This is a genomic window from Rhizobium quercicola, from assembly GCF_021168455.1.
GTDB classification, from domain to species: Bacteria; Pseudomonadota; Alphaproteobacteria; order Rhizobiales; family Rhizobiaceae; genus Ferranicluibacter; species Ferranicluibacter quercicola.
Genome location: NZ_JAJOZR010000003.1, coordinates 177,199 through 194,287 on the forward strand (window position 1 = coordinate 177,199; position 17,089 = coordinate 194,287).

Sequence of the window (17,089 nt, forward strand, 5' to 3'; positions counted from 1 at the left end):
CGCCAGAACCCGAGGGCGGCGATCATCGTTGACAGTTTTCATGCGTGGCGGCGAGAGACCGCCGGATGGCTGCATACCTCCAGCCGAACGTCTGCCGGCTCCAAGACCGGCGGCGATGGCGCGGGAGCGGACCGGCTCCCGCGCGCCCCGCGCTTAGGTGGCGAGTGCGCCGACCGTGTTCGACGAGTCGTCTTTCGGACGTTCGCCGAGCGGCTGCGCGCCGGTCGTCATGTAGTAGATCGTCTCGGCGATATTGGTCGCGTGGTCGCCGATGCGTTCAATATTCTTGGCGCAGAAGAGAAGATGCGTGCAGGGCGTGATGTTGCGCGGATCTTCCATCATGTAGGTCAGGAGTTCGCGGAACAGCGAGGTGTAGATCGCGTCGATCTCACCGTCGCGCTCGCGAATGGCCTTTGCCTTTTCGGCCGAGCGGGAAGCGTAGACGTCCAGCACTTCCTTCAACTGCATCAGCGTCAGTTCGGCCAGATGCTCGATGCCGCGGGCCAGCTGCCGCGGCAGGCTGGCGCTGGAGACGGCAATGACGCGCTTGGCCGTGTTCTTGCCGAGGTCGCCCACACGCTCGAGATCGGCCGCGATGCGGATCGATCCCATGATCTCGCGCAGATCGGCCGCCATCGGCTGGCGCTTGGCAATCGTCACGATCGCCTTCTCGCCGATCTGGCGCTCGGCATCGTCGAGCACGACGTCGTCGGAGATGACCTTCTGGGCGAGGCCCAGATCGGCATTGACGAGGGCGCGAACGGATTCGGCCACCATCTGCTCGGCAAGGCCACCCATTTCGGAGATGCGGCGGCTGAGATATTTCAGGTCTTCGTCATAGACGGATGCGATATGGGTTGCCATGGATCCTGTCCTTGGAGTTCGGTCACGGGCGCAAGGCTGTCGGTCGGTCGACCGATCAGCCGAAGCGGCCCATGATGTAATCCTGGGTGCGCTGGTCATCCGGATTGGTGAACATCTTGTCGGTGTCGTTCTCCTCGACGAGATTGCCGAGGTGGAACATGGCGGTGCGCTGCGAGACGCGGGCGGCCTGCTGCATGGAGTGCGTGACGATCACGATCGTATAGTTGGCGCGCAGCTCGTGGATCAGTTCCTCGACCTTGGCGGTGGCGATCGGGTCGAGCGCCGAACAGGGCTCGTCCATGAGGATGACCTCGGGGCTGACGGCAACGGCGCGCGCGATGCAGAGACGCTGCTGCTGGCCACCGGAAAGGCCGGTGCCGGACTCGTGCAGGCGATCCTTCACCTCGTTCCAGAGACCGGCCTTCTGCAGGCTCTGCTCGACGATGGCGTCGAGCTCGGCCTTGCTGCGGGCGAGACCGTGGATCTTCGGGCCGTAGGTCACGTTTTCGTAGATGGACTTCGGAAACGGGTTCGGCTTCTGGAAGACCATGCCGACACGGGCCCGCAATTCGACGACGTCGATCGAGGGATCGTAGATATCGCCGCCGTCGAGCGTGATCTTGCCCGTGACCTTGCAGTGGTCGATCGTGTCGTTCATGCGGTTGAGCGTCCGCAGGAAGGTGGACTTGCCGCAGCCCGAGGGGCCGATCAGCGCCGTGACCGTGTTTTCCCGGATGTTGAGGTTCACGTCGAAGAGCGCGCGCTTTTCGCCGTAGTAGACCGACACATCCTTGCCGATCATCTTGTGAGGGACAGCATTCATCTTCTGATCGACCGCCTTTTCGAGAGTCGCTTCTGACATCATGTTCATTGTTTTCTACCTCACTACCAGCGTCGTTCAAAGCGGCGCCGCAACAGGATTGCGCCAAGGTTCATGACCACCAGGAAGATCAGGAGCACGATGATCGCGCCGGAGGTCCGTTCGACAAATGCACGTTCGGCTTCGTTGGCCCACATGTAGATCTGGACCGGGAGTGCCGTGGACGGTTCGAGCGGCGAGCCCGGAAAGTCGACCACGAAGGCCACCATGCCGATGAGAAGCAGCGGCGCGGTTTCACCCAGCGCATGGGCCAGGCCGATGATGGTGCCCGTGAGGATACCCGGCATGGCAAGCGGCAGGACGTGGTGGAAGATGGTCTGCATCTTCGAGGCGCCGAGGCCGAGGGCCGCAGCCCGGATGGACGGCGGCACGGCCTTCAGGGCCGCACGCGTGGCGATGATGATGGTGGGAAGCGTCATCAGCGTGAGGACGAGACCACCGACGAGGGCTGCCGAGCGCGGCATGCCCGCGAAGTTGATGAAGATCGACAGGCCGAGCAGACCGTAGACGATGGAGGGAACGGCCGCGAGATTGTTGATGTTGACCTCGATGAGGTCGGTCAGCTTGTTCTTCGGCGCGAACTCTTCGAGGTAGATCGAGGCGGAGACCCCAATCGGGAGCGACAGCACCAGCACGATCAGCATCATGTAGAGAGAGCCGAGCGCGGCGACGCCAATGCCGGCGGCTTCGGGACGCGAGGAGGCGCCAGAGGTGAAGAGCCCCGTGTTGAACGACTTCGTCATCGCGCCGTCCTGCGACAGCGTCTGCATCCAGCCGAGCTGCTTGTCCTTCACCTTGCGGTTGGCCTCGTCCACCGTCACGTCGATCTGGCCCTTGTTGGCCGAGTCGATGTTGCCCTCGGCCAGCAAGGCCACCGGCACCGTCTGGCCGATGATGGCCGGGTTGGCGACGACGACGTCGCGAAGCTGCGTGCGGGCGCTCGCCGAAACCATGTCGGTCGCCAGCTTGACGTCCGCCCGGTTGGCCGGGTCCAGGCCCAGCTTCTGCACCAGTGCATCGCGCACCAGCAGCGGATAGTTCGCCGTCATCAGCTTGGCAGGATTGGTCGCCCGTTCGTTCTTCGGGTCGATGACCTGTTCGCTGAAGGTGATCGGCAGGACGATCTCGGTCTGCAGGAAGGCCGTGTAGCCCTTGGACACGACGGTCCAGAGCAGGAGACCGAGGAAGAAGATGCCGATGGAGATCGCGCCGATGCCATAGGCCCGGAAGCGGCGTTCTGCGGCGTAGCGGCGCTTGATGCCGATATCGCGACGGGTGGATGCGGGACGCTGCGACGCACCGGCGAGCGATGAAGTCATGTCGGTCATTCGTACTGTTCCCGGTATTTGCGCACGATGTAGAGCGCGTAAATGTTGAGGCAGAGCGTGATGGCAAAGAGCGTGATGCCGAGTGCGAAGGCGACGAGGGTCTGGGGAGAGGTGAACTCCAGGTCGCCCGTCAGCTGGTTGACGATCTTCACCGTGACGGTCGTCATCGGCTCGAAGGGGTTGATCTGCATGCGCGCGGCGACACCGGCCGCGAGCACCACGATCATGGTTTCGCCGACGGCACGGGAGGCCGTGAGCAGAAGGGCGCCGACGATACCGGGAAGCGCTGCCGGCAGAACGACACGCTTGATGGTTTCCGATCGCGTTGCGCCGAGGCCGAGCGAACCGTCGCGCAGCGAGCCGGGGACCTGCGTGATGATGTCGTCGGACAGCGAGGACACGAAGGGGATCAGCATAATACCCATAACGATGCCGGCCGTGAGAACGCTCTGCGCCTGGATGAAGCTGGCATAGTTGCCGGTGACGAGGCCGTTCAGCTGGCCCGAGATATCGCGCAGGAACGGGCCGACCGTGACGAGGGCGAAGAAGCCGTAGACGATGGTCGGGATGCCGGCGAGGATCTCGAGCAGCGGCTTGGCGATCGAGCGCACCGTGTTGCTGGCATATTCCGCCATGTAGATGGCGGCGAAGAGGCCGATCGGCACGGCGAAGAGCATGGCGACGAAGGCGATGTAGAGCGTGCCGGCGAGAAGCGGCAGGAGGCCGAACTGTCCGGCCTGCCCGGCCTGGCCGGCGGCGGCGAAGCGCGGATCCCAGACCGTGCCGAAGAAGAACTCCATCGGCGACACGGAGGCGAAGAAGCGCAGGGCCTCCGACAGCATGGAGCCGATGATGCCGACGGTGGTGAGGATGGCGATGGAGGAAGCGAGGATCAGGCCGCCGAGAATGACCTGCTCCACACGGTTGCGGGCCCGGAAGCGCTGCGAGATGCCGCGGAGCGCCAGGAGCGTTCCGCCGATGGCCAGCAGCAGCACGACCCCGGCCATGGCGAGATGGCTGTTTGCCGTCATCCTGTTGAAGGTCGTGGCGGACTCGATCATCCAGGGCTCGCCGGCGCCAGCCAGCGGAATGCCCTTGGCCCCCATGGCGTCGCGAAGATTGATGGAGCCGCTGTCGAGCGCACTGCGCTCGGCGTCCGAGAGAAGGGCGAGACCGCGGGCAACCGACTTGACCTGGCCGAGCGCAAGCTGGGCAGGAGCGTTGCCCTGGTTCAGGACCTCTGTCGGAAGATGGAAGAGCACGCTGCGATCGATCATCGGCGGTGCGGCGACGAGCCAGACGGCGAGCACGACGAGCGACGGAAGCAGAGCCCAGATGGCGGCGTAGCTGCCGTGGTAGCCGGGCAGAGAATGCAGCGAGGATAGCTTGCCGCCGGCCGTGGCCATGGCCCGCGAACGCCCCATGACGAAGGCGGATGCGCCGACGAGCAGGACGAGGAGAAAGAGGAGAGAAGCGCTCATGGTCTGGGTCCCCCGGTCGTTTCACGACATCGCATGCTGCAAGATCGGACGCCGGCCATTCGAACGTTGGGGCTCCCGCACGGCGCTCAGGCGCCGTGCGGGGTGATCCTTAAGAGACCGGGTCTCCGGATCGGCTCCTATTACAGCAGCGTGCCGTCGGTAAAGGCCTTGCGGTCGGCTTCGCGCTCTGCGTCCGGTGCGGACACGAGACCATAGGCCGACAGCGGGCTTTCCGGGCCGACCATCTGGTCGTCGAGGAAGAATTCGACGAATTCCTTCAGGCCGGGGATAACGCCGAGATGCGCCTTCTTGACGTAGAAGAACAGCGGGCGCGAGACCGGGTATTCGCCCGAAGCGATCGTTTCCGTGGAGGGAACGACGCCGTTGACGGTCGCAACCTTCAGCTTGTCGGCATTGTTTTCATAGAAAGCGAGACCGAAGACGCCGATGCCGTTCTTGTTGGCAGCGATGCGGGCCAGGGTTTCCGTGTAGTCGCCATCGATGTCGACAGCCTTGCCATCCTTGCGAACGGCGACGCAGGTGCGGGCCTGTTCCTTGGCATCGGCAACGGCCGCCTTGATGACGTCTTCGGCGCCGGAAGCCTTGCAGCCTGCATGAAGGATCTTCTCTTCGAAGACTTCGCGCGTGCCGTGCTTTTCGCCCGGGATGTAGGCGGCAATGTCGGCGTCCGGCAGGTTCTTGTTGACCTCGGACCACTTCGTGTAGGGGTTCGCAACGAGCTTGCCGTCGACGACGACCTGGGCTGCGAGGCCGAGATAGAGGTCCTTCGGCTCGAGCTTCAGGTCGGCATTGCCGCTGTCGGTGGCGAACACGATGCCGTCATAGCCGATCTTGACTTCCTGCACTTCGATCACGCCGGCCGACTTGCATTCCGCTAGTTCGCTGTCCTTGATCTTGCGCGAAGCATTGGCGATGTCGATGGTGTCGGGGCCGACGCCCTTGCAGAATTCCTTGAGGCCGGCGCCCGTGCCGCCGGATTCGACGACCGGCGTCTTGAAGTCGGGGAAGGTCTCGCCGAAGGTTTCGGCAACGATCTTGGCATAGGGAAGAACGGTGGACGAACCAGCGATCTGGATCTGGTCGCGGGCAGCAGCAGCGCCAGCAAAGGCGACGGAAGCCACCAAGGCTGCAGCAGTCAGTTTCAGGGCGTTCATGGAATTCTCCCGGATGGGCTTGTGTGGGTGCGCTAGAGTGTCAGCGCTCGCTTTCGCCGTTTATTCGCATCGGCCGTCCTTCATTAGCGGCCGATGCCACCAGCTTTTATGTCAAGTTGACGAAAGATTTATGACAGACCATCTTATTGAATATTCTTGATTTTTCTTCCACGAGCCGGATTCGTGCGATATTCCGTCAGAAACGGACGGTGAAAACGGTTCCCTCGCCCAGAACCGAGCGGACGATCAGCCGCGCGCGATGCCGGGTGAGGATGTGTTTGACGATCGCAAGCCCCAGACCGGTGCCTTTCTTCGAGCGGCTGGCCTCCACATTCACCCGGTAGAAACGTTCGGTGATGCGCGGGACATGCTCGGCAGGAATGCCCGGCCCGTGATCGCGCACCGAGACCTCGACCGGGTCTCCCCCGCCGCCCGACACGGTCACCTCGACGGTCTTGCCCTCCTGCCCGTACTTGCAGGCATTTTCCACCAGGTTTTCGAACACCTCGATCAGCTCGTCGCGATCCCCCTGAACCACGACGGGCGATGACGGAACATCGAGCGAGATGGTGATGCCCAAGTCCTGAGCGAGCGGACCCAGCGTGTCGCAGACATGGCTGAGCAGCGGTCCGATCGCCACCTCCTGCTCGGGCGCGATGTGGGATTTCAGCTCAAGGCGGGAGAGCGACAGCAGGTCGTCGACCAGGCGGCTCATCCGCGTCGCCTGCTCCAGCATGATGCCGAGAAACCGCTCATGCGCCTTCACATCGTTGCGCGCCGGCCCCTGCAGCGTCTCGATGAAGCCGCGCAGGGAGGCGAGCGGCGTGCGCAGTTCGTGACTGGCATTGGCGACGAAGTCGGAGCGCATGCGATCGATGCGGCGCGCCTGCGAGATATCGCGATAGGAGACGACATAGACGGTATCGCGGTTTTCCGGCGTGGATGCCGGCCCGGGCTGGACAGCCGACAGCGCGGTCGGCGCGACGCGCACGATATAGACGGCTTCGGACGGCAGGCGCTCGGAATGCTCGATCTGGTTGATACGGCCCGTGGCGATGGTTTCGCGCACCATATCGAGGATGCCCGGCGAGCGAACCCGGCCGGACAAGTCGGAATTGGCAGGAATGACGCCGAAGGCCTTCTCGGCGGCCTGGTTCTGGAAGAGCACGCGCTCATCCGGTCCGATGACGAGCACCGGCATATCTAGGGCGTCGAAGCCGGCTTCGAGCGTCGCCAGTTCGGCCTCGCCGGTCGAGGGCAGCGGCTCGATGGATGCGGGCGGTGCGGGGGCTGCCGGTTGCCTCAGGAGTGCGGCGACGAGGATGATCCAGAAGGCGCCGGCAAGCACGGCGTGGCCGCTGGTCGCGCTCAGCCCGGCGCAGCCGGCAAGCGTCAGGCCGATCAGCCATTTCTCCGCCCAGATGCGGGTGGCCATCGTCCGCCAATATGTCGTTTCCTGCACGCGTCCTCCCGACTGTCGCTGCCTGCCGGAACGGGCCGGAGCCGACAGGCCCGTCCCATCACACCTGTTGGCCGGTGCGGCGACATGCAGCATGTAACCCGGCTTCATGACATGATTTTCACGGTGCGCTTGAAATCGCAATGGACTTATGGCCTGCTCCCCAGCCACGGCGGCGACCGGCCTTTCCGGCTTGGCCCCGCCCGCCACACGGGAGATGAGCAGCATGGACGACATCAAGCCGGTCGAGATCGTCATCAACGGGAAGACGCGCCTGTTCGACGTCGACACGCCGGAGCTGCCGGACTGGATCACGAAATCCGCCATGGCCTCCGGCGGCTACCCCTATGACAAGAAGCTGAACAAGGACGTCTTCAAGGCCGAGCTGGAAAAGCTGCAGATCGAGCTGGTGAAGGTGCAGACCTGGCAGCAGGGGAGCGGCAAGCGCGTGATCGTGCTGTTCGAGGGCCGCGATGCGGCCGGCAAGGGGGGCGCGATCCACGAGACCCGCGCCTATATGAACCCGCGCACCGCACGGATCGTCGCGCTGACCAAGCCGACCGAGACGGAAAGCGGGCAATGGTATTTCCAGCGCTACATCTCGCATTTTCCGACCAAGGGCGAGTTCGTGCTGTTCGACCGGTCCTGGTACAATCGTGCCGGCGTCGAGCCGGTCATGGGCTTCTGCACGCCGGCGGAGTACGAGCATTTTCTCAAGCAGGTCCCGCCCTTCGAGAAGCTGATCGTCGACGAGGGCATCGTGCTCTTCAAGATCTGGCTGGAAATCGGGCAGGAAATGCAGCTGATGCAGTTCCACCAGCGCCGCCACGATCCGCTGAAGGTGTGGAAGCTCTCACCCATGGACATCGAGGCCCTGTCCCGCTGGGACGACTATACCGAGAAGCGCGACCGGATGCTGACGGAAACCCACAAGGGCAAGGCGCCCTGGACCGTGATCCTCGGCAACGACCGCCGTCGCGCCCGCCTGAACCTCATCCGCCATATCCTGACCCAACTCGACTATACCGGGAAAGACGAGAAGGCGATCGGCGAGATCGACGGCAAGATCCTCAAATCGGAACACCATTTTCTCAAGTCGTGATGTGCCGACGTCATCGCAAGGCGGCGCCGGGATCCGGGGCCGCCGCTCCCGTCACTGTCCGGGCAAGAGCCGGATGGCGTAGAGATCGAGGCTGCCGCCATTGGCGGTGACGTCGCTGTTGATCAGGATCCGGCCGGGGGCGTTTGGCGACATCGTCCGGTCGAAGCTGATCTTGAACAGCATGTCGCTCTTCTCGTCGTTGACCGTAAACCGATGGCGGCCGCAATCGCCGAGGGTCGCGAAGTCGCACTCCACGGAAAACTGGGTCGGCTTGCCGTTTGCCGACTGCACGCTGAGGGCAAGGGTCGAGGTCTGTCCCGACATGCGCTGCAGCGCCGACGCCGGCACGTCGATGGCGACGTTGCCGCTGACGTCGCCGGCACCCGATGTGATGCGCAACCGGGCTCCGCCCTCGTCGCGCACGATCTCCGTCCGGACGCGCGCCCCCGGCGCTACGCCGCTCGTGGCGGTCGGCAGGTAGAGATCGATCCAGTCCGCCGTGAAACCCGCCTGGGCGCCGAGCGTTCGCAGGCCCGCGCCGCCATCGAAATCTTCCGCGGCCACGGTCGGCGGCAGCGCCGGCTGCCCCTGCGGCCGCTCGAGCAGACCCGTGCTCATCACCCACCAGGTTGCACTGCCGACGGCTGCCACGAGCACGGCCACGACCATGAGAATGGAGGCGATCCGCCCGCCGCGGCCGCGGCGTCTGCGCGGCACCAGCGGCTCCGCCCCGGATAGGCCGAGATCGTTGACGGCATCGCGCGCCTGCGCGCCCGGCCGCTTGGCATCGCGCACCGGCGCCACCATCGGCGTCGGCGCTTCCGTGAAGGGGCCGTCCGCGCGATCGCGGTGCTGCTCTTCGCGTTGGGACCGGACATCTGCACGCGGCCCATCGACAGACGGGGCATCGAACGAAGGACCATCGCCGCGAGACGACGGACGCTCGGGGATTACGTCCGCAAATCCGGGCTCCTGGCGCTCCGCCTCGCGCCCGCGCATCTCGGCACGGGCAACGCCGACATTCGTCGCGGCGGGCTCGGCGGCAAAGGCGGGATCTTGCGAAGCCGCCGCGGCGGGAGAGATCGGGGCCGGAGAAACGGAAGAGGGAACGACCGAGAGATCGCGAAGCGCCGCCCGCTCCTGCTGTTCGATGGCGTGGATGGTGACTTCCAGCCGGTGACGCTGCTGGGCGACGACAGTTTCGTCATGGACGTTCTGCTTGCGCAAGCCGGCTTCGAGGGCATTCCGCGCCGACTGGTAGATCCGCGCGCGGGTCTCCGCACTTGCCCGATCGGAGCGCTCCAGCGCCTGCTTGATGGCCGTTTCCAGTCCGCTCACGGTAACCCCTTGCCACCTTGGGCCTGCGTATCGGACATCCGTGAGAAGGTCGGGCGCCGGAAGCAGGAAAGCACGTTCACTTTTCGGTAACGATTGCCGTCCCGTTACGCAAGTCCGTGAAAGGCACATAGGCGGGTATGAGCGCCTTTCCAGCCTTTTCCGCCACGATACGCCGGGCAAAGCCGGCTTCAACCATCTGAAATGCAACGCATCTAGGGGATCGTGGCTCAGCCGTTGCCGGATGTCGCGCGCGCGGAAAGAGGATGCCGGCAACGCCCGGGCCTTGACACCTGCGGCCATGAACATCCCCCTTGTCAGACCTGCCATCCCGCGGCTATCTTCCGTTTACGCAAACGTCAATCAAGAGAGAGCACCATGGCCCTGCCGCCGATCCTGTCCCGCCTTCGCATTCCCGTCGTGTCGGCGCCGTTGTTCATCGTCTCGCATCCGGCGCTGACGATCGCCCAGTGCAAGGCCGGCGTCGTCGGCTCCTTCCCGGCGCTGAATGCCCGACCGGAAGCGCAGCTCGACGAGTGGCTGGCCATGATCACGGAGGAACTCGCCGCGCATGACAAGGCGAATCCGGACCGCCCCTCCGCCCCCTTCGCCGTCAACCAGATCGTCCACCGCTCCAACCGCCGGCTGGAACACGACCTGATGCTCTGTGCGAAGTACAAGGTGCCGATCGTCATTTCCTCGCTCGGCGCCGTGCCGGAGGTGAACGCGGCCGTTCACGGCTATGGCGGGATCGTCCTGCACGACGTGATCCACGATCGCCATGCGCGCTCCGCCATCAACAAGGGTGCGGACGGGCTGATCGCCGTTGCCGCCGGCGCCGGCGGCCACACCGGGGCGCTGTCGCCCTTCGCGCTCATCCAGGAAATCCGCAGCTGGTTTTCCGGCCCGCTTCTGCTGTCCGGCGCGATCGCCAATGGCGGCGCGGTGCTGGCGGCGCAGGCCATGGGCGCGGACCTCGCCTATATCGGCTCGGCCTTCATCGCCACCGAAGAAGCGCGGGCAAGCGACGGCTACAAGCAGATGATCGTCGACAGCCACGCGAAAGACATCGTGGAAACGCCGCACTTCACCGGCGTCAACGGCAACTATCTCCGCCCCTCCATCGCCGCCGCCGGACTGGACGCCGACAACCTGCCCGTGGCGGACGCTGCCACCATGGACCTCGAGGCCGCCGTCGGCACCGGAGCGAAAGCCTGGCGCGATATCTGGGGCTCAGGCCAAGGCATCGGCGCCATCACCGCCGTCACACCGGTCGCCAAACTCGTGGAGCGTCTGGAAACGGAGTACAACGCCGCCCGCGCCCGCCTCTCGCTGTAACGGCTCCCCCCTCTTCACGCGGGCAGCCACCCTGCCCGCGTCAGTTTTTCCCCCGACAGACGAAGAGACCGCTTGAATTCCCCGAACTTTGCAGGTATCAGCCCTCACAACACAGGCTGAACCCTCTGGTTCGCCCGGTGAGCCGCTTTAGCTCAGGTGGTAGAGCACATCATTCGTAATGATGGGGTCGCAGGTTCGAGTCCTGCAAGCGGCACCATTTTTCTTCATCACATTTCAACAGCAACTTGGCATCTTCGGCTGCGTCTCATCGTGCTGTCGCAGCACGTCCCGGCCGATCTGCCTATTGGCCTTTGCAAGCGACCGTCTGCCTGAAACAGGCGGGCCTCCCCGTTCCAAAAACAAAGGCAGAGCCGCGCGGGTGCGGCTCTGCCTTTGTGGGCGGTTCTGTCGCTCGGGTGCCGTCAGGCAGCGGCGATGGCTTTTTCGATGTCCTGGATCGAATGCCCGGTGAGATCCTTATCCAGTTCTCCCACAAGCGCGTCGGAGAGAGCCTTGTGGTAGCCCTTTCTCAGTTCACCGAGCGTGCGGGGTGCCGCGATGATCACGATCTTCTTGATCTTGCCGTCGAGGACCCGCTTGTTCAGGAGATCGACCACGCCGGCCGTGAAACCATCCTCGTCCTGCTGACCATCGCTCGGGTTGGCCGCACTGCTGGAATGGCGGCCGCCCGAAGGGATCTTCGAGTCATCGACTTCGGCGTCGGGCAAAGCTTTGAGCTGGATGTCGGAGGCCTGGCCCTCGTTCTTGAAAAGAGCGAGCTTCTTGCCATCGGCAACGGCGACGACGGCGTTCTGGGGAAGGTCCATGATAAACTCCATTGGCATGGCGCAGAGGCATGGCGGGTTTGCCGTGTGCTGCGCGTACCCGATAGAAGCACCCCACCCTGCTTTTCGTTCCGCTGCGCGTCGAACGAAACGATGGCTCGTCTTCCATCTGCGCCTTTTCCGTACTTGCCAGAGCAGGCCGGTAGGCGCTGCTGAAAGAAGGACACTTGGTCGTGCAAGGATCCCCCTGGCTTCGCTCATCGGGCAGCCGGCAGCGCAAGGCGCCAGCGTAAAAACCGGATCGCCTTCGCGCCGTGTTTACTCGACCCACTCGTTGCTGAAGGTCAAGCGCGCGACGGTGATGGTTCGACCCGTTTCGTCGCGCACGGTCAGTGCGATGGTGCCATTGCGGGTTTCCGGCATCTCGTCGCGGGCGATATCGCCGAGAATACGGGCGACCTCCATGGCGACGGATTCGCGGGTGGCCATTTCCTGGCCGTCTTCGTCCAGCACCGGGCCATCTCCATTGTGAAGATCGAAGAAGTAGCGGCTCATCACATCTCTCGACGTTCTCTCTGCATTTGCGCCACGCTAAGCCCGGGATGACCCTTTTGTTCCGGCGCGATCGGACGGCCGGCGGTAAAACATGCGTCAGGCGGTGCTGTCCTGCTTTTTGCGCTTGCCGTCCTTCCAGCGCCGCTGTTTAAAATGCGCCGCGGCCCCGGCCTGAAACTTTATCCTGTTTCATCTGTTGCTTTTTCCGGGTCGCGCGGCTTGTCTCTGCGGGTTCATTCTTGAAGGCCTTATCGTGATCGACATTCTCATTCAGAACCTCGCCAACCACGACATCGTGTCGGAGGATGAACGGAGCCTTCTGAGATCCCTTGCCGCGCGCGAGCGGTCGTACGAGATCGATGAGGACCTGGTGTCGGAGAATACGCGGCCCTCCTACAGCACGCTGCTGACCGCGGGCTTTGCGGCACGCTACAAGCTGACGCCGGATGGCACGCGGCAGATCACGGCGCTGCACGTCCCCGGCGATTTCGTCGATCTGCACGCTTTCCTCCTGAAGACGATGGACCACGGGATCATCGCGCTTTCGCCCTGCCGCGTCATGCAGATCGATCATGACGAACTGGAGACCGTGACGCAGAAGGCACCGCACCTGACGCGCCTGCTCTGGCTGAAGACGATCATCGACGGGGCCATTCACCGCGAGTGGATCGTCGCCATGGGGCGCCGGTCGAAGCGCGCGCATCTGGCCCATCTTCTCTGCGAGCTGCACATGCGGCTGCAGGCGATGGGGCTGACGCAGGATCTAAGCTTCCACTTCCCCCTCTCGCAAGGGGAGATGGCGGACGTGCTCGGACTGTCGCTCGTCCACATGAACCGCACGATCCAGAACTTGCGCAAGGACGGGCTGATCAGCTGGATCAACCATACGGTGACAATCCTCGAATGGGACGTCCTTCGGGAGATCGCGGATTTCGATCCGACCTATCTCAGCCTGACCGTGGAGCCGCGCTGAGCCGGATCAACCGGCCAGTAGACATCCGAGCGATAATCGTCGGGGATGCTGTCGAGGCTCGACAACGCCAGCGCGATCGCCATGATCTGCAGATGCTGGATATGGACCTCGCGCGGCATCTCGATACCGGTTGCGAGAGACCGCGCGCGATGACGCTCGTAGCCGAGCAGGGACAGGCGCCGGCGCGCCTCCGCCTCGACATCGCGGACACCGACCGGTGCCGCACCGCGGTCGGCATCATTCCTTCCGACAAGTCTCAGTCCCATTCTCTGCCCCAGGAAACGAACCCGTTCCCATGATGGCGGAAACGGTGCCGTTCTCAAGTCGCAGAAATGAGGAGCGAAACCTTGGATCGGGATGAGGTCCCGGCGCTCAGGCTTGCTCGTTTTCCGGAACGTTGCGCCGCAGTTCATCCAGCCACAGGCGCGCATTGCCGTCGGAGGGCGCGCGCCAGTCGCCGCGCGGCGAAAGCGATCCGCCGGAGGTGACCTTCGGGCCATTCGGCGAGGCGGAGCGCTTGAACTGGCTGGTCGTGAAGAAACGGAACAGGAAAGCGTCCAGCCATTTGCGAATGGTGGCGAGATCGTAGGCGCTGCGGCTTTCCTCGGGGAAGCCCGTGGGCCAGGCGCCGGCCCTTGCGTCATGCCAGGCATGCCAGGCGAGAAACGCAACCTTGGAGGGCTTCAGGCCGAAACGGGTGATGTAGTAGAGCGCGAAATCGTGCAGCGCATAAGGCCCGATCTTGTCCTCCGTGCTCTGGATCGCGCCCGTCTCGTCGGCCGGCACGAGCTCGGGCGAGATGACAGTGTCGAGAACGTCGGCGAGCGTCGCGTTCGTGTCGGGATCGAAGAGATCCTTGGCGATGATCCAGCGAATCAGGTGCTGGATCAGCGTCTTCGGCACGGAGGCGTTGACGTTGTAATGGCTCATGTGATCGCCCACGCCATAGGTGGACCAGCCGAGCGCGATCTCCGAGAGATCGCCGGTGCCGAGCACCAGCGCGTCGTAGCGGTTGGCCGCGCGAAACAGGAAATCCGTGCGCAGGCCTGCCTGCACGTTTTCGAAGGTGATGTCGTAGACCGGCTTTCCCTCGGCGTAAGGATGCTTCAGGTCCTTCAGCAGCTGTTCCGCCAGCGGCTTGATGTCGATCTCGTCGGCGGTGATGCCGAGCGACCGCATCAGCTTCCAGGCGTTCGTCTTCGTCACGTCGCCGGTGGCGAAGCCCGGCATGGTGAAGCCGAGAATGCCGGAGCGCGGGAGGCCCAGCTGGTCGAAGGCGCGTGCGGCGACCACGAGGGCATGCGTGCTGTCGAGGCCGCCCGAGACGCCGATGCAGATCTTCTTGATGCCGGTCGCCTGCAGCCGCTTCATGAGGCCCTGAACCTGGATATTGTAGGTCTCGTAGCAATCCTGATCGAGCCGGGCGGGATCGGTCGGCACGAAGGGATAGCGCGAGATGGCGCGCTCGAGCCCGATATCGCCCCGATCCGGTTCGAATGAGAAATCGACCGTGCGGAAGGTCCGATCCGCGCGGTGCTGGTGGTTGGCGGCGTCGTTGAAAGTGCCGGTGCGCAGGCGTTCGAGCAGCAGGCGATCGACGTCTATGTCGGCGACGCACATTTGCGGGCCGCTCGGGAAGCGCTCGGTCTCGGCCAGAAAATTGCCGAGTTCGTAGATGCAGGCCTGGCCGTCCCAGGCGAGATCGGTGGTGGATTCGCCCGGACCGGCCGCGGCATAGACATAGGCGGCAAAGCAGCGGCTGGACTGGGAGCCCGCAAGCTGGCGGCGCGTCTCGGCCTTGCCGACGGTGATGTTGCTGGCCGAGAGATTGGTGAGGATCAGAGCGCCGGCCAGCGCCCCGAAATCGCTGGGCGACGCGGCGATCCAGACATCCTCGCAGATTTCGATGTGGAACACGAAGCCGCGCACGTCGGCGGCCGAAAACAGGAGATCCACGCCGAACGGGGCCACCTGCCCGGCCACCGCGATGGTCTCGCCGCGAATGTCGCGGCCGGCCGCGCACCAGCGCTTCTCGTAGAACTCGCGATAGTTCGGCAGATAGCTCTTCGGCACGACGCCGAGGATGCGGCCGCGATGGATGGCAAGGGCGCAATTGTAAAGCCGCCCGTTCTTCGGGATCGGCGCGCCGACGAGGAGGACGGGCGAGAGCGTACGGCTTTCCTCGACCACACGGGCGAGCGCCATGTCCACCGCCTCGTGCAGCGCCGCCTGCCCCAGCAGGTCATCGAGCGTGTAGCTGGAAATGCAGAGCTCGGGGAACACCATCAGCCCCACGGAGCGGGCATGGCCGTCCCTTGCCAGTGCGATCACCTGCTCGGCGTTGAACGCGGGGTCCGCGACCTCGCAATGCGGGGTGCAGGCCGCCACGCGAACAAAACCCTGATCATAGGCTGAAAAGAAATTCACCGGCACGCATCCCGTCTTCATCGCTGTCGCCGCCAACCTTACGGCAGCCGGCGGCCCGGGAAAAGGCTCTGCGCCCTGCTTTGCAGACCTATCAGACCTGCTTGATCAGCTTGGCGGTCTGCTCGGGTGCGGGCGTCGTCACCTCGTGCAGCCATTCGCGCCAGATGGCGACGATCAGGGCCATCAGTACGGGACCGACGAAGAGACCGAGGAAACCCATCGTCTTCACGCCACCGACGAGACCGAAGAAGGTCGGCAGAAACGGAAGCTTGATCGGCCCGCCCACAAGGCGCGGACGGAGCGTCTTGTCGACGATGAAGAGCTCGATCGTGCCCCAGGCAAAGAGCGCGAAACCGGCAACCGGCGCACCGCTGGCCAGGAGATAGACGGAGACGAGCGTGAAGCAGAGCGGCGCGCCGCCGGGGATGAGCGCCATGAAGCCGGTGATGATGCCGAGGGTGACCGGCGACGGCACGCCGGCGATCCAGTAGGCGACACCGAGCACGAGGCCCTCGCCGATGGCGATGAGGCCCATGCCGGTGACGGTGGAGGAGATGGTGAGCGGCACGATGCGCGACACGCGCTCCCAGCGCATGGGGAGAATGCGCTCACCGAGCTTGTCGAGCTGCGCCACGAATTTCTCGCCGTCGCGATAGACGAAGAAGAGGGTGATGAGCATGAACAGCAGCGTGAGCAGCGAGCGGGCTGCCCCCGCCCCGACCACGAGCGCACCGCGATAGATGCTGCCGATGTTGGAGCCGCTGACCAGCTGCACGAGCTCACCGAGCGCGCCGGGATGCCCGACATATTTGGCCCATTGCACACCGAGCCAGGCACCGCCGAACGGCAGCTGCAGCACCCAGGCGGGCACGTCCGCACCGACGGAATTGGCCTCGACGGCCCACCCGACCCAACCGCGGAACTCATCGACCGCATAGATGGCGGCGAAGGTCACGGGCGTCACGATGAAGGCGACGACGAGGATGATGGCGATCGTGGCGCCGACGGTGCGATTGCCGTTCACCGCCACCAGCAGGCGGCGATAGAGCGGCCAGCTGGCAAAGCCGATGACGACGGCCGCCAGAACGGGCACGAGAAAACCGTGAAAGAAATAGGCGCCGGCAAGAAGAATGAAGACGAGCAGCCAGCGTGCCGCCGATGCGGGACCGACCAGGGCCGAACGATCATAGGCTGGACGCCCGAACAGCCGTGGCTCTGCAGGCTGGTTTTCCAATTCGCGATGGCGCACCCGGTACCTCCGTCAGGCTTTCGCCTGCAATTGCCTCGTCCACTCTCTATAACAGCCGAATGGCAAGCGCGGGATGACAATTCCACAAACAGAGCCAAAATATGGCGACACCGGGAATGGGCGTCCGCGCGACATGGC

Annotated in this window: 15 protein-coding genes and 1 tRNA gene; 4 read left to right on the top strand and 12 right to left on the bottom strand. The window is 64.3% G+C overall.

Going from position 1 to position 17,089, the window contains the following annotated elements:
- Positions 1-153 precede the first annotated feature (153 nt).
- The 6 genes from phoU to phoR all read right to left on the bottom strand — a co-directional run bounded on the left by phoU (position 154) and on the right by phoR (position 7,163).
- Positions 154-864, bottom strand: a complete 711-nt coding sequence (gene phoU, locus LRX75_RS05995) for a phosphate signaling complex protein PhoU (protein ID WP_113149259.1) — start codon at positions 862-864, stop codon at positions 154-156.
- A gap of 55 nt (positions 865-919) precedes the next feature.
- Positions 920-1,735 carry a phosphate ABC transporter ATP-binding protein PstB gene (gene pstB, locus LRX75_RS06000; RefSeq protein ID WP_113149260.1) on the bottom strand — a complete coding sequence of 272 codons (816 nt, stop codon included), beginning with the start codon at positions 1,733-1,735 and terminating at the stop codon, positions 920-922.
- Between the two features lie 14 nt (positions 1,736-1,749).
- Entirely contained in the window at positions 1,750-3,072 is a 1,323-nt protein-coding gene (gene pstA / locus LRX75_RS06005; RefSeq protein WP_231812728.1) for a phosphate ABC transporter permease PstA, read from the bottom strand.
- Positions 3,069-4,553, bottom strand: a complete 1,485-nt coding sequence (pstC, locus tag LRX75_RS06010) for a phosphate ABC transporter permease subunit PstC (RefSeq protein WP_113149262.1) — start codon at positions 4,551-4,553, stop codon at positions 3,069-3,071. Before pstC ends, pstA begins: the two co-directional genes overlap by 4 nt.
- A gap of 140 nt (positions 4,554-4,693) precedes the next feature.
- Positions 4,694-5,728, bottom strand: coding sequence for a substrate-binding domain-containing protein (locus LRX75_RS06015; protein ID WP_231812730.1), 1,035 nt, complete (start codon positions 5,726-5,728; stop codon positions 4,694-4,696).
- 196 nt (positions 5,729-5,924) lie between these two features.
- Positions 5,925-7,163, bottom strand: coding sequence for a phosphate regulon sensor histidine kinase PhoR (phoR, locus tag LRX75_RS06020; protein ID WP_231812988.1), 1,239 nt, complete (start codon positions 7,161-7,163; stop codon positions 5,925-5,927).
- Positions 7,164-7,404: 241 nt separating this feature from the next.
- On the opposite strand from phoR, the gene ppk2 reads away from it, so the two are divergent.
- Positions 7,405-8,289 (top strand): polyphosphate kinase 2, encoded by an 885-nt coding sequence (gene ppk2, locus LRX75_RS06025; protein WP_231812989.1) that lies wholly within the window; start codon positions 7,405-7,407, stop codon positions 8,287-8,289.
- Positions 8,290-8,340: 51 nt separating this feature from the next.
- Here ppk2 and LRX75_RS06030 read toward each other — a convergent pair whose 3' ends face one another.
- A complete protein-coding gene (locus LRX75_RS06030) occupies positions 8,341-9,627 on the bottom strand; it encodes a biotin transporter BioY (protein WP_231812732.1) in 1,287 nt (428 codons plus the stop codon).
- A gap of 375 nt (positions 9,628-10,002) precedes the next feature.
- On the opposite strand from LRX75_RS06030, the gene LRX75_RS06035 reads away from it, so the two are divergent.
- Both LRX75_RS06035 and LRX75_RS06040 read left to right on the top strand, forming a co-directional pair.
- A complete protein-coding gene (locus LRX75_RS06035; protein WP_231812734.1) occupies positions 10,003-10,962 on the top strand; it encodes an NAD(P)H-dependent flavin oxidoreductase in 960 nt (319 codons plus the stop codon).
- A 141-nt stretch (positions 10,963-11,103) separates the two neighbouring features.
- Positions 11,104-11,179 (top strand) — tRNA-Thr (locus LRX75_RS06040).
- 205 nt (positions 11,180-11,384) lie between these two features.
- Here the strand turns inward: LRX75_RS06040 and LRX75_RS06045 are convergent.
- Both LRX75_RS06045 and LRX75_RS06050 read right to left on the bottom strand, forming a co-directional pair.
- A complete protein-coding gene (locus LRX75_RS06045; protein ID WP_231812736.1) occupies positions 11,385-11,789 on the bottom strand; it encodes a host attachment family protein in 405 nt (134 codons plus the stop codon).
- A gap of 276 nt (positions 11,790-12,065) precedes the next feature.
- The gene (locus LRX75_RS06050; RefSeq protein WP_231812738.1) at positions 12,066-12,302 is read right to left on the bottom strand and encodes a DUF6894 family protein; all 237 of its coding nucleotides are present in this window, start codon (positions 12,300-12,302) and stop codon (positions 12,066-12,068) included.
- A gap of 253 nt (positions 12,303-12,555) precedes the next feature.
- Here LRX75_RS06050 and LRX75_RS06055 point away from each other — a divergent pair, with 253 nt between their 5' ends.
- Complete coding sequence (locus LRX75_RS06055) at positions 12,556-13,275, top strand: Crp/Fnr family transcriptional regulator (protein ID WP_231812740.1); 720 nt, start codon at positions 12,556-12,558, stop codon at positions 13,273-13,275.
- Here LRX75_RS06055 and LRX75_RS06060 read toward each other — a convergent pair.
- From LRX75_RS06060 to LRX75_RS06070, 3 genes are all read right to left on the bottom strand, one after another.
- Positions 13,245-13,541, bottom strand: a complete 297-nt coding sequence (locus LRX75_RS06060) for a hypothetical protein (protein ID WP_231812742.1) — start codon at positions 13,539-13,541, stop codon at positions 13,245-13,247. The genes LRX75_RS06055 and LRX75_RS06060 overlap by 31 nt on opposite strands.
- A gap of 106 nt (positions 13,542-13,647) precedes the next feature.
- On the bottom strand, positions 13,648-15,702 hold the full coding sequence (locus LRX75_RS06065) for an NAD(+) synthase (RefSeq protein WP_231812743.1): 2,055 nt from the start codon (positions 15,700-15,702) through the stop codon (positions 13,648-13,650).
- 91 nt (positions 15,703-15,793) lie between these two features.
- A complete protein-coding gene (locus tag LRX75_RS06070) occupies positions 15,794-16,951 on the bottom strand; it encodes an AI-2E family transporter (protein WP_113149270.1) in 1,158 nt (385 codons plus the stop codon).
- Between the last annotated feature and the right edge of the window lie 138 nt (positions 16,952-17,089).